Raw genomic sequence first — 14465 nt, 5'->3', positions numbered from 1 at the left:
GGCCGCCCCCGCCGCCGCCCCGCTGCCCCCGCACGGCCACTTCGGCCGGCCCGCCACCCCCGCCGAGGCGGTGCCGTGGGGCCTGCGGGTCGCCGCCGAGTCCACCTGGCGGCTGCTGCTGCTCGGCGCCGCGCTCTACGTCGTCTTCTACATCGTCGACATGCTGCGGCTGGTCGCCTTCGCGGTGCTCGCCTCGCTGCTGATCTCCGCGCTGCTGGAGCCCACCGTCTCCTGGCTGCGCCGGCACGGGGTCCCGCGCTCACTGGCCGCCGGCGGAGTGTTCATGAGCGGCCTGGCGGGCATCGGGCTGGTCGGCTGGTTCGTGGTCTGGCAGGTGACCACCAACCTGGAGACCGTCACCAGCAAGGTCAAGGCCGGTGTCGACCAGCTGCGGGACTGGCTGATCACCGGGCCGCTGCACCTGACCGAGCAGCAGATCACCGACTTCGCCAACCAGATCACCAAGGCGATCAGCACCAACAGCGAGCAGATCACCTCCGCCAGCATCACCGGCGCGCAGATCGCGGTCGAGGTGCTGACCGCCGTGCTGCTGGCGTTCTTCACCACCTTCTTCCTGCTCTACGACGGTGAGCGGATCTGGAACTGGGCGCTGCGCGGCCTGCCCAGGCACTCCCGGTACGCGATGGCCGGCGCGGGCCCCAAGGCCTGGGCCACGCTCACCGCCTACGTCCGCGGCACCGTCTGCGTGGCGTTCATCGACGCGGTCTGCATCGGCGTCGGGATCCAGCTGCTCGGCGTGCCGATGGCGCTGCCGCTCGCCGTGATCATCTTCCTCGGCGCCTTCGTCCCGCTGGTCGGCGCGCTGGTCACCGGCACCGTCGCGGTCCTGATCGCGCTCGTCACCACGACACCGTGGACGGCGTTGATGGTGCTGGTGGTCCTGATCGCAGTCCAGCAGATCGAGGGCCACGTCCTCCAGCCGCTGATCCTCGGCCGCGCCGTCCGGGTCCATCCGCTCGGCGTCGTCCTCGGCGTGGCCGCGGGATCGATCATCGGCGGCATCGGCGGCGCCATCGTCGCCGTCCCCCTGATCGCGGTCACCAACACCGTGGTCACCCACCTCCGCCGCCGCAACGAGGCCGGCCAGGCCGTCTTCACCGCCCTCGAAGCCGCCCGCGAGGCGGCCACCCGCCCCCATCCCCCCACCCCCTGACCAACCACGAAAGGGCCCCTCGCCCACGGACCGGAGTCCGGGGCGAGGGGCCCTTTCGCGATGGTGCCGGGTCAGGCGTTGATGCCGGCCAGGGCGGCCTCGGAGTCGAGGACTCCGGCCACGGCCTGGAGGACGGCGGCGATCTTCATCGAGGCCTGGACGACCTCGCGGTCGACGCCGGCCTTGCGGAGGACGGCCTCGTGCGAGTCGAGGCACTGGCCGCAGCCGTTGATCGCGGAGACCGCGAAGCACCAGAGCTCGAAGTCGACCTTCTCGACGCCGGGAGTGCCGATGATGTTCATCCGCAGACCGGCCCGCATGCTGCTGTACTCCTTGTCGGAGAGCAGGTGCAGCGTCCGGTAGTAGACGTTGTTCATCCCCATGACCGCGGCCGCGCCCTTGGCGGCGTTGTACGCCTCCGGGGAGAGGTTGGCCTTGGCCTCGGGCTCCAGCTCGCGCAGCACGGCGGGGCTGCGGGTGGCCATCGCGCAGGAGAGCACGGTGCCCCACAGCTGCTGGGCGGGGAGGTCGGAGTTGCCGATGACCGAGCCCAGGTTGAGCTTGAGGTCCTTGGCGTAGTCCGGGAGGGCGGACTTCAGGTCGTCGAGGGCCATGGGTCAGCCGGCCAGCAGGGCCTGGGCGTCGAGGGTGTCCTCGCCCTTGGTCCAGTTGCAGGGGCACAGCTCGTCGGTCTGCAGGGCGTCCAGCACCCGCAGGACCTCCTTCGGGTTACGGCCGACGGAGCCGGCGGTCACCATGACGAACTGGATCTCGTTGTTCGGGTCGACGATGAAGACGGCGCGCTGGGCGGTGCCGTCCGCGGCCTCGACGCCGCAGGCGCGCATCAGGTCGTGCTTGACGTCGGCCAGCATCGGGAACGGCAGGTCGCGGAGGTCCTTGTGGTCCTTGCGCCAGGCGTGGTGCACGAACTCGGAGTCGCCGGAGACGCCGAGGATCTGGGCGTCGCGGTCGGCGAACTCGTCGTTCAGCTTGCCGAACGCGGCGATCTCGGTCGGGCAGACGAAGGTGAAGTCCATCGGCCAGAAGAAGACGATCTTCCACTTGCCCTCGTAGGACTTGTGGTTGATCTCGGCGAAGGCGTTCGCGGCGTCCAGGTCGACGCAGGCGTTGAGTTCGAACTCGGGGAACTTGTCACCGATCGTGAGCACGTTCGCTTCTCCTGAAGTTGAGACTGAGGGGAGTTTGTCCGTTTTGCGGAACGGTCTCCACCATTCCACATCGTGGACTGATCAGGGAAATAGCTACACTCGATGTGATTGATCGGAGAGAGTTATCAACAGCCCCACACCCCCCTCCCGCCCCGTCCGTCGCAGGGCCACCGCCCGTAAACCCGATGCCACTGTGGGGAACGCCACCTCGCGCAGCCCCCGGACGCCGACGGTCGCCCAGCTCAGGGCTTTCGTCGCGGTGGCCGAGCACCGGCACTTCCGCGAGGCCGCGGCGGCCACCGGTACGAGTCAGCCGGCCCTCTCCGGGGCGGTCGCGGCGCTGGAGGAGTCGCTGGGCGCGCAGCTGGTCGAGCGTACGACGCGACGGGTCATGATCACTCCACTGGGTGAGCGTGTGCTGGAGCACGCGCGCCGGGTGCTCGCCTCCGTGCAGGCGCTCACCGAGGAGGTGGACGCCGCCCGCCGGCCCTTCACCGGGCCGCTGCACCTGGGCGTCATCCCGACCGTCGCCCCGTACCTGCTGCCGACCGTGCTGCGGCTGGTCCGCGACCGCTACCCGGAGCTGGAGCTGCACGTCCACGAGGAGCGGACGCCCTCGCTGCTGGAGGGCCTGGCCGCCGGGCGGCTGGACGTCCTGCTGCTCGCGCTGCCGGCCGGCGGCGCCTCGCCGACCCGGGACATCCCGCTGTTCGACGAGGACTTCGTCCTGGTCACCCCGCCCGAGCACGAGCTGGCCGGGCAGGTGGACGTGGCCCGCGACGTGCTGCTCGACCTGGATGTGCTGCTACTGGAGGAGGGCCACTGCCTGCGCGACCAGGCCCTCGACATCTGCCGCGAGGTCGGCGCCGACCCCGGCGGCTCGACCACCAGGGCGGCCGGCCTGTCCACCCTGGTGCAGCTGGTGGCCGGCGGTCTCGGGGTGACCCTGCTGCCCGCCACCGCGCTGGACGTCGAGGCGGGGCGCGCCGACCGGCTGGCCGCCGTCCGCTTCGCCGCGCCCGCGCCGGGCCGCCGGATCGGGCTCGCCGCCCGGCCGGGCTCGGCCCGCAGCGGCGAGTACGACCGTTTCGCGGCCTCGCTGCGGGAGGTGCTGGCCGAGCTGCCGGTCCGGATCGTCCAGTCCTGACAGGGCCGGGGGACGCCTCGGGACCGCCTGTCCTCGGCGAGCAGTCATGGCCGCCCGCCCCCGGCGGGCAGTCAGGACCGCGCGGACGCGGCATCGTTCAGGGCTGCGCGGGTGTGCCGAGGCAGAGGCCGACGGTGGTGGCGACGAGCAGGTCGAGCGCCCGGCGGGACTCCGCCTCGGGGTCCTCGCCGGCGGCCTTGAGGACCAGGTAGCGGTCGCTCAGGCCGTTGAAGCCGGCCAGGAAGTACACCGCGACCTCCCGGGCGGACAGCGGCAGCGTCAGTCCGTGCGCGGCGGCGAGCCCGGTGAGCAGCGCGGCGGCGGTGTCCTCGATCTCGTGCTGGAGCGCCCGCATGGTCTCCTGCAGGTCCGGGTCGCGCAGCGCCATCGCGGAGAACTCGGTGATCAGCGCGCATTTGCCGTCCTCGCCGACGGCGCTGTCCCAGAGGGCGTGGACCATCGTCCGGACCTGCTCGCCGAACGGGCCCTCGGCGGGGGCCGAGGCCCGGACCTGGCCGATGAACTCGGCGGTCAGCTGTTCGACGACGGCCCGGTAGAGGTCCTTCTTGGTGCCGAAGGTGTAGTGCACCGTCGCCTGTGCCACGCCCAGCTCCGCCGCGATCGCGCGGGTGCTGCCCGCGGCGATCCCCTCGCGGGCCATCAGGTCGATCGCGGCCTGGATCAGTTGGGGGCGCCGCTCGGCGGCCGGGACATGAGCCATTGGGCCAGGGTATCGCCATGTTCGGACAACCGGATCGAATGATCTCGTCGAACGTTCGCGTCGCTCGACTTTGTCATGCGACAAAGTTGCGCGTACGGTGAGGAGGACGACCGATCACCGCACTCCCGCCTGCCCGAACGACCCGATCGAAGGTGCACGCATGGCCACGTACCTGTACCGCCTGGGCCGCCTCTGCTTCCGTCGGAGGAGAACCGTCCTCGCCGTCTGGCTCGCCCTGCTGATCGCGATCGGCGGCGGGGCCGCGGCCTTCGGCGGCAAGACCACCGAGGAGTTCAAGGTCCCCGGGACCGAGGCCCAGGCCACCCTGGACCGGATCAAGGACACCTTCCCGGCGCAGGGCCACGGTTCCGCCCAGGTGGTCTTCCGCAGCGACGCGGCCGGCGGCATCGCGGCCCCCGAGAACGCCCGGGCCGTCGGCGAGGCGGTCGCCCGGATCGCCGCCGTCCCCGGTGTCGCGGGCATCCCCGACCCGTACGCCACCGGCGCTCTCTCCCCGGACGGCACGGTCGCGCTCGGCCTGGTCTCCTTCGACAGCAAGCTCGGCGACATCACCGACCAGCAGCGCGACGCGGTCAGGGCGGCGGCCGACCCGGCCCGCGCGGCCGGCGTCACGGTGGCCTTCGGCGGCGACGCCTACAACAAGATGGCCCAGGTCGACGGCGGCGAGGTGATCGGTCTGATCGTGGCCGGGCTGGTCCTGGTGGTCACCCTGGGGTCGCTGGTCGCGGCCGGGCTCCCGCTGCTCACCGCGCTGGTCGGGGTCGGGATCGCGATGGCCGGGGTGTTCACCGTGGCCGGCTCCTTCGAGGTCATCTCGACCGCGCCCGTGCTGGCGCTGATGGTCGGCCTGGCGGTCGGCATCGACTACGCCCTGTTCATCGTCTCCCGGCACCGGCGCCACCTCGCCGAGGGCCTGGAGCCGGAGGAGGCCGCCGCCCGCGCCAACGCGACCGCCGGCAGCGCGGTGGTATTCGCCGGCCTCACCGTCGTGGCCGCCCTGGCCGGGCTGGCCGTCGCCGGGGTGCCGTTCCTGACCGTGATGGGCCTGGCCGCCTCCGCGGCCGTGGTGGTCGCGGTACTGGTGGCGATCACCCTGCTGCCCGCCGTGCTCGGCTTCGCCGGCCGGGGCATCGACCGGCTGCCGGTCCGGCGGCGCCGGACCACCGGGCGCACGACGCTCGGCGAGCGGTGGGCGGGCTTCGTGGTGCGCCGTCCGCTCGCCGTGCTGCTGGTGGGCCTCACCGCCCTGGTCGCGCTCGCCGTGCCGGCCGCGAGCCTCACCCTCGGCCTGCCGGGCGGCGGTTCGCAGGCCAAGGGCACCGACGCCCGCACCGCGTACGACCTCGTCGACCACAGCTTCGGCCCCGGCTTCAACGCGCCGCTGGTCGTGGTGGTCGATGCCGCCGGGGCGGCGCAGCCGGAGCAGGCGGTCCAGGGCGTGGCCGGGCGGCTCGGCGCGCTGCCGGGCGTCCAGACGCTGCTCCCGCCGCAGTTGGACGGGCCGAGCCGCACCGCGCTGGTCCCGGTCATCCCGAAGACCGGCCCGGACCACGCGGACACCCGGCAGTTGGTCACCGACATCCGCGACCAGCGCGACGCCCTCCGGGCGGAGACCGGCGCGCGGATCGACGTCACCGGCACCACGGCCGCCAACATCGACGTCTCCGCCAAGCTGAGCGACGCGCTGCCGCCGTTCGTCGCGGTGATCGTGGGCATCGCGCTGGTGCTGCTGGCGCTGGCCTTCCGCTCGATCCTGGTGCCGCTGAAGGCGGTGGCCGGCTTCCTGCTCTCCATCACGGCCTCGCTCGGCGCCGTCGTCGCGGTCTACCAGTGGGGCTGGCTGGACGGCCTGATCGACGTGCCCAAGGTCGGCCCGGTGGTCAGCTTCGTGCCGATCCTGCTGATCGGCGTGCTGTTCGGGCTCGCGATGGACTACGAGCTGTTCCTGGTCTCGGGGATGAAGGAGCACCACGTGCACGGCATGGAGCCGCGCGAGGCGGTGGTGGCCGGGGTGAAGAACGGCGCCCGGGTGGTCACGGCGGCCGCGCTGATCATGGTCGCGGTGTTCGGCTCGTTCGTCTTCGGCCACGACCCGATCGTCCAGCCGATCGGCTTCGCGCTCGCGGTGGGCGTGCTGGTGGACGCCTTCGTGGTGCGGATGGCGCTGGTGCCGGCCGCGATGGCGCTGTTCGGGCGGGCGGCCTGGTGGTTCCCGAAGAGCCTGGACAAGGTGGTGCCGCGGGTGGACATGGAGGGCGAGCAGCTGATGGCCCGGCTGGAGCCGGCGCCCGGCGCGGCCGCCGCCGAGCCGGGGGCCAAGCTGCCCGAGCGGGTCTGAGCCGGGTCCGACCCGAGCAGGGCGGAGGGGCTGCCCCCGGCACACCGCGCCGGGGGCAGCCCCTCTGCTCGGCCGCGCGTACTACGGCAGCCGCTGCTCGAACCAGACCACCTTGCCGGTGCCCAGCCGGGTCGCGCCCCAGCGTTCGGCGCACCGGGCCACGATCTGCAGGCCCCGTCCGCGCTCGTCCTCCGGCCCGGTCCGGCGCGGCCGGGGCAGCAGCGGGCTGTCGTCCCCGACCTCGCAGCGCAGCCGGGTGGTGCGGACCAGGCTCAGCGTCACCGGGCGGGTGGCGTGCTGGACGGCGTTGGTGACCAGCTCGCTGACCATCAGCTCGGTCGCCTCGGTCAGTTCCTCCAGCCCCCAGCGGCGCAGGGTGTGCGCGGCCAGCCGACGAGCCCGCCCCGGCGTCTCGTTGCGCGGCTGGAGGTACCAGTGCGCGACGTCCCCGGCCGGGATGCCGTCGAAGCAGGCGGCCAGCAGGGCGATGTCGTCACCCCGGTCCCCCGGCGGCAGGATCCGCAGCGCCTCCTGGCAGAGGTGCTCGGGCGCGTGCCGCAGGGTGCCCGAGAGCCGGGCGCGGAGCAGTTCGAGACCGTCGCTGAGCGGCCGGCTGCGGGTCTCCACCAAACCGTCGGTGAACAGCAGCAGGGCCGATCCCGGCGGCGCGGGCAGTTCGACGGAGGAGAAGTCCACCCCGCCGACGCCGATCGGTGCCCCCGCCTCCAGGTCGAGCAGCTCGGCCGTGCCGTCCGGTTGGACGAGCACCGGCGGCACGTGCCCGGCGTTGGCGAGCACCACCCGGTTGGCGATCGGGTCGTAGACGGCGTAGACGCAGGTCGCCAGGTGCTGTTCGCGGCCCAGCCGCTGGGCCTGCTCGTCCAGGTGGTAGAGCACCTCGTGCGGTGGCAGGTCGAGGGCGGCCAGGGTCTGCGCGCTGGTGCGCAGCTGGCCCATGATGGCGGCCGAGGTGAGCGAGTGGCCCATCACGTCGCCGACGATCAGCGCCACCCGGTTGCCGGGCAGCGGCACCGCGTCGTACCAGTCGCCGCCGACCTGGGCGCCGCGCTCCCCGGGCAGGTAGCGCTGGGCGAGCCGGACGCCGTGCGGTTGGGGCAGGCGCAGCGGCAGCATGCTGCGCTGGAGCTCGTTGGCTATCTCCCACTCGCGGGCGTACCGCAGCGCGGTGTCCACGGCCAGCCCGGCCTGGGTGGCGAGGTGGGTGGCGGTCGCGGTGTCGGTGGCGTCGAAGCCGGGCCGGCCGCTCTTCTCCTCCGGGCGCCGGATCAGCACCAGCAGTCCGAGCACGGCCTTGCGGCCACGCAGCGGCAGGGCGAGCACCGAGGTGCCCGGGCTGAGCCTGGCCAGGCCCCTGGGGCCGTACAGCTCGCGCAGCAGCTCGGTGGTGCGGGCGCTGCCGCTGTCCTCGGCGGAGCCGAGCACGACCGGTTCGGCGGGGCGCCGGCTGAGCAGGGTGTGGGCGAGCGCGCCGCCGCGGGTGACCGGGGTGGCCGGGCCGGGGTCGGCGGTGGAACGCGCGCCGTACCGGCTGCCGTAGCGGTCCCCGTAGCGGTCGCGCTGGTCGTCGCCGGCCGGGCGGCCGCGCCGGCCCAGCCGGGTGCCCTGGCTGTGGTGGATCCGCAGCTGCTCGGGGAAGCCGGGCTCGCGTTCGACGTTGGGCAGCGGGTCGCGCAGATGGACGACGGCGGCGTCGGCCAGGGCGGGGACCAGTACCCGGCCGACGTTGCGCAGGGTGGCGGCCAGGTCGAGCGCGCTGTTGATCCGCCGGGTCGCGGAGTCGAGGTAGGCGAGGCGCTCGGCGACCCGGTCCGGCGGCCGGGGCTGCTGGGCCTGCTGCTCCGGCGGCTGCTGGGACCCGGCCGGGTCCGGTGGTGGCGGGGGTGACGGCGGTCGGCGCGGGATGGGCAGGGCAGGCGGCTGTCCGGCCTCGGGTTTGAGCTGGTCGCGCACGGGTGCCTGTCCTGGGATCGGTACGGTCGGGGGCCTGTTGCTGCTCTGGGGTGTGCGGTCGTGCTCCGGTCCGCCGGCGCCGCCGGGGGCCGGCGGGTGTCGACCGGCCGTCAGCCGACCCGCCGACAGCGGAGGAAGAGCTGCTCCTCCGGCGGAAGCGTGGTGCTGGCCGGCGCGTACGGACGCCCCTCCTGCTCCTCGATCACGAACCCGGCGTCCAGCAGGACCCGTTCGAGATCCTCCCGCAGGTACCCGCTGATCCGCAGCTCCCGCCCGAGGAAGGGCAGCGGAACGTGGTCCAGGTCCGCCTCGACCATACCCAGCGCCAGCAGTCCGCCGGGCCGCAGCAGGGCGCGCAGCCGGGCCAGCACGGTCGGGATCTCGTCCTGGGGGAGGAGGATCAGTGAGAAGAAGGCGGTGACGGCGTCGAAGGTGCCCCGCCCGGCGGGCCCGAGCTCCGGCAGGTTCCAGGCCGAGTCGGCGCGTTCGGTCGCGAGGTCGTACATGTCGATGCGGTGCAGGGCCGGCGGGTGCGGGCCGGGGTGGTGGGCCTCCCGGGCCAGGGTCAGCATGACGTCCGACAGGTCGACGGCGGTGACCCGCATCCCGGCCGCGACCAGCTGGCGGACGGTGGGTTCGCCGCTGCCGCAGCCGACGTCCAGGACCGCGGCGCCCGGCTCCAGCCGGGCCAGCAGCCGGCGCCCGCAGGCCAGCTGGCCGTGTTTGGAGGGGAACGCTTCCGCGTATCCGGTGCCGATCGTGTCGAAGGCGACCGCCTGAAGGGCGCGCGCGGCCCGGCGGCTCAGGACGTCGGGACCGCCGCCTGCGTCCTCGTCGATGGGGAACGGATCCGATATCTGTCCGGTCGTCACGATTGAGAGGCACCTTTCGGCCGGGCCTCCGGTCGGCTGGGCGAGGCGCGAGGCAGGACCGCCGTCTCCTCCCGGCGCTCGCGCTGCCCCGCCGGCCCGCTGCCGGTGGCGGTACGTCACGCTCCCCGCGTCACACTGACTGCATTGCCACGCTGACTGCACTCTGACACTTTGCACAGACTCTTTGCACAGGGACACTCTGCACTGCGGGAGCGCCGCCGCGCTGCCTTTTGCCGGATGCTCCACCGGAGAAGTGCACTTGTGTGTGTACTGGAATCCGAGAATATGCGTGATCACTCCGCCATGGGGTCCGTTTTCGGCCAACTCGTGGCGGTTGGCCGACGGCACCCCCCTCCCCGGAAGCACGGGGCGTGGGCGGAGGGGGTGCGTCCGGGGCGCGCACGCCGTACGGCGAGCGGCTTCGACCCCGCTGACCTGCGGTTCTGTCGATCCGCAGGCTGACGGTCCGACGTTTATCGAACGTCAATCGGCGCGGTGCACAGTGGAGTCCAGCGCCGGGGAAGCGTTGAAGGTGCTCCCGCAGCCGGGGGGCTGCGGGAGCACCGAACGCTCACGGGGGAGGACCCCAGGGGGGAAGTACGGGGGAACGGGGTCCTACGGCGCGGGGGGAGGGAAGGGCTCGGTGTGCTGCTGGGAGATGAGGTCCGCCACGGGGGAGGCCTCGGGCACACCGAGCCGCGTGAAGACGGCGTGCGCCTCGCGCAGGCACGCCAGTCCGCGTGCCGGCTGGGCGAGGCCGAGCAACGCCTCGCCCAGTGCGGCGTTCGCCAGGCCCTGGCAGTAGGCGGAGTCCATCTCCAGCCCGATCGCCAGTGACTCCTCGGCCGTCTCCGCCGCCTCGGCCTGCTGGCCGGCGGCGAGCAGCGAGGAGGAGAGCCGGGCGAGGGTGTAGCCCTCCCGCAGACGGTTCTGCTGCGACTGGTAGAGCCGGTGGGACTCGCGCAGGTGCCCGACGGCGGTGCCGGGTTCGTCGGCGGAGGACAGGACGACACCGAGCTGGTAGAGCGTGTCGGCCAGACAGGGGCCGTTCTTGGACGCCCGCGCGGTGGCGACCGCCTCGGTGACGGAGCGGACGGCCTGCTCGATCTGCTTGAGCCCGAGCTGGGCCCGGGCGATGTTGCCGAGCAGTCTGGCCTCACCGATCGGGGCACCGACCACCCGGCTGATCGACAGTGCCTGCTCCAGGAAGGGCAGGGCCTCGGCCGAGCGGTTGGAGAACATGAGCATGACGCCCAGGGTGTTGGCGACCATCGACCGGATGACCGTCATGTCCTCGGCGTCCTGGAGGTCCAGACTCTTGCGGAGCGACTGCTCGGCGTTCTGGAAGTCGATGGTGATCGACTGCAGGGAGCCGAAGGCGAAGTGCACCCGCGCGAGCGTGGCGGAGTCCCCGTAGGATTCCGCGTTCCGGTCGGCGGTCTCCAACATGCGCCGGGCGCGGGGCCCGTGGGTCGGGTCCTCGACCAGGCTGTGCAGGACGACCAGCAGATCGACGGCCGGCCGCAGCAGCTCCGCCGGCCCGTGGACGGCTGCCTCGACCGTGCTGTGCAGCAGCGAGGTCTCGGTCCGCAGCCACTCGCGCGCGGATCCGCTGGTCGGGAACACCAGTCCGGGTGAGCCGAGCGGGTTCAAGGGCTCCGGCAGCTGGTCGTCGGGCTCGATCGCCTGTGCCGCGTTGCGCACCGTGGGCAGCAGCAGGCCGAGCAGACGCCGCACGGCGGCCTGCTGCTCCTCGATGTCCCCCATCCGTTCGTTCTGCCGCTGCGCGTAGAGCCGGAGCAGGTCGTGGTAGCGGTACCGGCCGGGGGAGAAGCTCTCCAGCATGTTCGCCTCGACGAGCGCCTCGGCGAGGTCCTCCGCCACCAGCCCGTCCACGCCGAGCAGCGCCGTGACGGCCGTCAGCGGGAGGTCGGGCGAGTCCACCACCGAGAGCAGGCGAAAGGCGCGGGCCTCGGCCGGGGACAACTGTCCGTAACCGAGCCCGATGGTGGTCTCCACGGCGAGGTTGCCGAGCTGGAGCTCGTCCAGGCGCCGCCGTTGATCGGCTAACCGACGGGCCAGGTCCGAGACGCTCCACCGGGGGCGGCTGGCGAGCCGGGCGGCGGCGATCCGGACGGCGAGCGGCAGGAAGCCGCAGGCGGTCACCACGGCCATGGCGGCTTCGGGTTCGGCGGCGACGCGCTGCTCGCCGACGATCGCGGAGAAGAGCGCCAGCGCCTCGTCCGGGGTCAGCTCCTCGACGTCCACCAGGTGCGCACCGGGAATGCCGGCCAGCCGGGAGCGGCTGGTGGCGAGCACCGCGCAGCTGGAGACACCGGGGATCAGCGGTCGGATCTGCTCGGCGTCCTGGGCATTGTCGAGCAGGATCAGCATCCGCCGGCTGGCGAGCAGCGAGCGGTAGAGGGCCGCGCGCTGCTCCAGCGACTCCGGGTTCTCGGTGGCGCCGAGCGTGTGCAGGAAGTCACCGAGCACCACGGCGGGATCGGCGGGCGAGGCGCCGGCGCCCTGGAGGTCCACGTAGAGCTGTCCGTCCGGGAACTCGGCACGGACCCGGTGGGCGACGTGCACGGCCAGGGTGGTCTTGCCGACCCCGCCGATGCCGGCCAGTGAAGTGACCACCACGGCCTGGCCGGTGGCGTTCAGCAGGACGGCGGAGAGTTCGCCGACCAGCTCCGTGCGACCGCTGAAGTCCGAGACGTCGGCGGGCAGCTGGGCCGGCGGCGGGGGCGCGGAGGGCCCTTCCTCCCGGGCGGGCACCGGGGCGGCGACGACGGCGGGGAGGTCCAGCGCCGGGTCGGCGGCGAGGATCCGGGCGTGTATCGCGGACAGCCCGGTGCCGGGCTCGACGCCGAGTTCGTCGATCAGCAGCTTGCGGGTGTCGGTGTAGACACCGAGGGCCTCGGCCTGGCGTCCGCAGCGGTACAGCCCGAGCATCAGCAGCTCGCGCAGTCGCTCGCGGAGCGGGTGTTCGGCGGTGAGCGAGTTCAGCTCGCCGACCACCTCGGCGTGCAGACCGATCTCGAGCGCGACCGCGCACCGGTCCTCCGCGACCGAGATCTGGCGCTCGGCCAGCCGAAGCCGCTGGGTGTCGGCGTACGGGCCGGGGATCCCGGTGAGCGGCCGGCCGCTGAAGAGGGCGAGGGCGCGGACCAGGATCCGATGGGCCTCGTCGAGGTCACCGCCGTTGCGCGCGGTGGCGGCCTCGGAGGCCAGCCGTTCGACGACGGCGGCGTCGAGGGCCTCGCCCGGGATGTTCAGGGCGTAGCCGTCGGCGACCGAGACCAGGAACTCGGCGGGCCGGCGCACCTCGCGGCGGGGCTCGATGACCGTGCGCAGCCGGGAGACATAGGTGCGCAGTGCCGCGACCGCCTGAGCCGGCGGACGATCGCCCCAGAGGCCGTCCACCAGGTCCTGCGTGGTGACCGGCCTGCCGGCGTGCAGGAGCAGCATCGTCAGGACGGCCTGCTGCTGAGGGGAGCCGAGGGCGAGCTGCTTCCCGTCGAGCCATGCCTGGACCGGACCGAGTACCTGGAAGCGCAGCGCCGGTGCGGGCGGCGTCTCCCGAAACTCCATGAAGTCCCCCGATGGCCTGGTGTCGAATCCCGGTAGGGCGCTCGGCGGTCCGCCGCTGTGTGGTGACCTCAGCTTAGGCGGAGGGCTGACTCTGCCGGACGGCACGGTAAGCCGCACGATGTTTATCGGACATTTAATCAACCCTACGATACTGACCGCGCGACCGCGTCTAGGCGGTGGGGCAGAAGACACTTGATGACCGAAAGGCGGCCGCCCATGGCCAACAATCAGAACGAGACGACCGAGCCGATCAAGGCGACCGCGCCGGCCGAGGAAGCCGCCGCGGTGGCGGCGTCCGAGGTCGTCGAGGGTGCGGTGGCCGCGACCTCGAACGCCGGGGAGTTCACAGAGCCCACCGCCGAGGACAGGGCGAAGCTCGAGAACGAGATCCACGGTGACGACTCCGAGTTCATAGTGGAGCCGACCGCTCCGGCTGACGGGGAGCCCGGCAAGCACCGCGAGCCGCAGGGCGTCATCTGGAGCGCACCGTAAGGACACCGCGTCCCCCGCTGTGGGCGGACGGGTGAACCGAATCCGTCACCGCCCGGTCGTCGCCGTCCCGACGATCACGGTGACCACCGGCTGCTTCGCAGCGGCCGCCGACGCCTCCGCCGGTCATCCGCAGCCCACACTTCGCCGAGTGCCTCGCGCCCCACTTTCGGGGAGCGGGGCACTTTGTCGTCGACCGCCCGAAATGAGATGCGTGTAAGGACAATTCACGAAGAGCGTGAACTAGATACCGGTGTGGGGGGATTTGGGTCGCGCGAACCGTGACCGTGACCCGTCGAAATCCCGTGGTGCCCCGGCCGCCGGACGCCCCCGGCCGGAACGGCAATCGCGGCCGCCCGTTCCCCGGTCCCACGTGCCGGTCGGCGCCGCGCGATGTCGATCCGGCCCGATGCCGTGGCCGGATCCGGTCGGGGCGGTTGCCAGGTCCGGAGTGTTGGTCGCACCCCCGTCAGGCGACCTGACTTTCGTTGAGGCGGGAGTTCCGGTTGCGTGCGGCGAGGCGGGCGCTGAGGCGGGCCCGGTTCTCGGTCGCGTCGTCGTCCGGGGACGGGGGATCCGCCCGGTTGCCCGGCCGACGCCGGGCCGAGGGTTCGGCGTCGGCCTCCGCTGTGCCGGTGCTCCCGCCGTCGGCCGGCCCGGACGGGGTGACGTGTTCGGGGCGGGCGGTCCACTCGCAACCGCCCTCGGGCGGGCGGAGGTAGTGCTCCCCGCCGATGGTGTCCATGTAGATGCCGGTCCGTCCGGTCCTGGTGTCGAGGACGGATTCCCCCACGCGCGGCCGGTAGGCCGCGGCGGCGCGCTTTCGGATGCTCACCGCGCTGCTCCTTGCTGCTCCGGTGCGGGCGCGGCGACGGTGGTGGCCGGCCCTGGTCGCTGTCGTGGCTTGGCTTTTTGGTTCGGCTCTGCTCGGCGACTACCCAGCATCTCTAGAGAAGCTAATATCTCTAG

Annotated in this window: 11 protein-coding genes; 4 read left to right on the top strand and 7 right to left on the bottom strand. The window is 72.8% G+C overall.

Features of this window, described 5'->3' with window-relative positions; genetic code table 11:
- A partial coding sequence (locus VR45_RS17880; RefSeq protein WP_052709176.1) for an AI-2E family transporter occupies positions 1 to 1174 on the top strand: 1174 nt, incomplete at its 5' end.
- Between the two features lie 71 nt (positions 1175 to 1245).
- Here VR45_RS17880 and VR45_RS17875 read toward each other — a convergent pair.
- Positions 1246 to 1788, bottom strand: a complete 543-nt coding sequence (locus tag VR45_RS17875; RefSeq protein ID WP_045940772.1) for an alkyl hydroperoxide reductase — start codon at positions 1786 to 1788, stop codon at positions 1246 to 1248.
- Between the two features lie 3 nt (positions 1789 to 1791).
- Positions 1792 to 2343, bottom strand: coding sequence for a peroxiredoxin (locus VR45_RS17870; protein WP_030397082.1), 552 nt, complete (start codon positions 2341 to 2343; stop codon positions 1792 to 1794).
- Positions 2344 to 2536: 193 nt separating this feature from the next.
- Here VR45_RS17870 and VR45_RS17865 point away from each other — a divergent pair, with 193 nt between their 5' ends.
- Entirely contained in the window at positions 2537 to 3490 is a 954-nt protein-coding gene (locus VR45_RS17865) for a LysR substrate-binding domain-containing protein (RefSeq protein WP_107084205.1), read from the top strand.
- Between the two features lie 97 nt (positions 3491 to 3587).
- On the opposite strand, the gene VR45_RS17860 is transcribed toward VR45_RS17865, so the two are convergent.
- On the bottom strand, positions 3588 to 4211 hold the full coding sequence (locus VR45_RS17860) for a TetR family transcriptional regulator (RefSeq protein ID WP_045940771.1): 624 nt from the start codon (positions 4209 to 4211) through the stop codon (positions 3588 to 3590).
- Positions 4212 to 4371: 160 nt separating this feature from the next.
- Here VR45_RS17860 and VR45_RS17855 point away from each other — a divergent pair, with 160 nt between their 5' ends.
- A complete protein-coding gene (locus VR45_RS17855) occupies positions 4372 to 6570 on the top strand; it encodes an MMPL family transporter (protein WP_045940770.1) in 2199 nt (732 codons plus the stop codon).
- 81 nt (positions 6571 to 6651) lie between these two features.
- Here the strand turns inward: VR45_RS17855 and VR45_RS17850 are convergent, their stop codons facing one another.
- The 3 genes from VR45_RS17850 to VR45_RS17840 all read right to left on the bottom strand — a co-directional run bounded on the left by VR45_RS17850 (position 6652) and on the right by VR45_RS17840 (position 13007).
- Positions 6652 to 8541 carry a SpoIIE family protein phosphatase gene (locus tag VR45_RS17850; protein WP_078896620.1) on the bottom strand — a complete coding sequence of 630 codons (1890 nt, stop codon included), beginning with the start codon at positions 8539 to 8541 and terminating at the stop codon, positions 6652 to 6654.
- Positions 8542 to 8651: 110 nt separating this feature from the next.
- Positions 8652 to 9380 carry a class I SAM-dependent methyltransferase gene (locus VR45_RS17845; RefSeq protein ID WP_045940777.1) on the bottom strand — a complete coding sequence of 243 codons (729 nt, stop codon included), beginning with the start codon at positions 9378 to 9380 and terminating at the stop codon, positions 8652 to 8654.
- Positions 9381 to 10028: 648 nt separating this feature from the next.
- Complete coding sequence (locus VR45_RS17840; protein ID WP_045940769.1) at positions 10029 to 13007, bottom strand: AfsR/SARP family transcriptional regulator; 2979 nt, start codon at positions 13005 to 13007, stop codon at positions 10029 to 10031.
- 216 nt (positions 13008 to 13223) lie between these two features.
- On the opposite strand from VR45_RS17840, the gene VR45_RS17835 reads away from it, so the two are divergent.
- Positions 13224 to 13499, top strand: coding sequence for a hypothetical protein (locus VR45_RS17835; RefSeq protein WP_045940768.1), 276 nt, complete (start codon positions 13224 to 13226; stop codon positions 13497 to 13499).
- A gap of 466 nt (positions 13500 to 13965) precedes the next feature.
- Here VR45_RS17835 and VR45_RS42430 read toward each other — a convergent pair whose 3' ends face one another.
- Positions 13966 to 14331: a hypothetical protein gene (locus VR45_RS42430; protein WP_052709175.1), complete on the bottom strand. Its 366-nt coding sequence runs from the start codon at positions 14329 to 14331 to the stop codon at positions 13966 to 13968.
- Between the last annotated feature and the right edge of the window lie 134 nt (positions 14332 to 14465).

Source organism: Streptomyces sp. NRRL S-495, assembly GCF_000966955.1.
GTDB lineage: Bacteria > Actinomycetota > Actinomycetes > Streptomycetales > Streptomycetaceae > Kitasatospora > Kitasatospora purpeofusca.
Note: the sequence above shows the minus strand (reverse complement) of the source record. Positions and strands in the feature narration are given on the sequence as shown.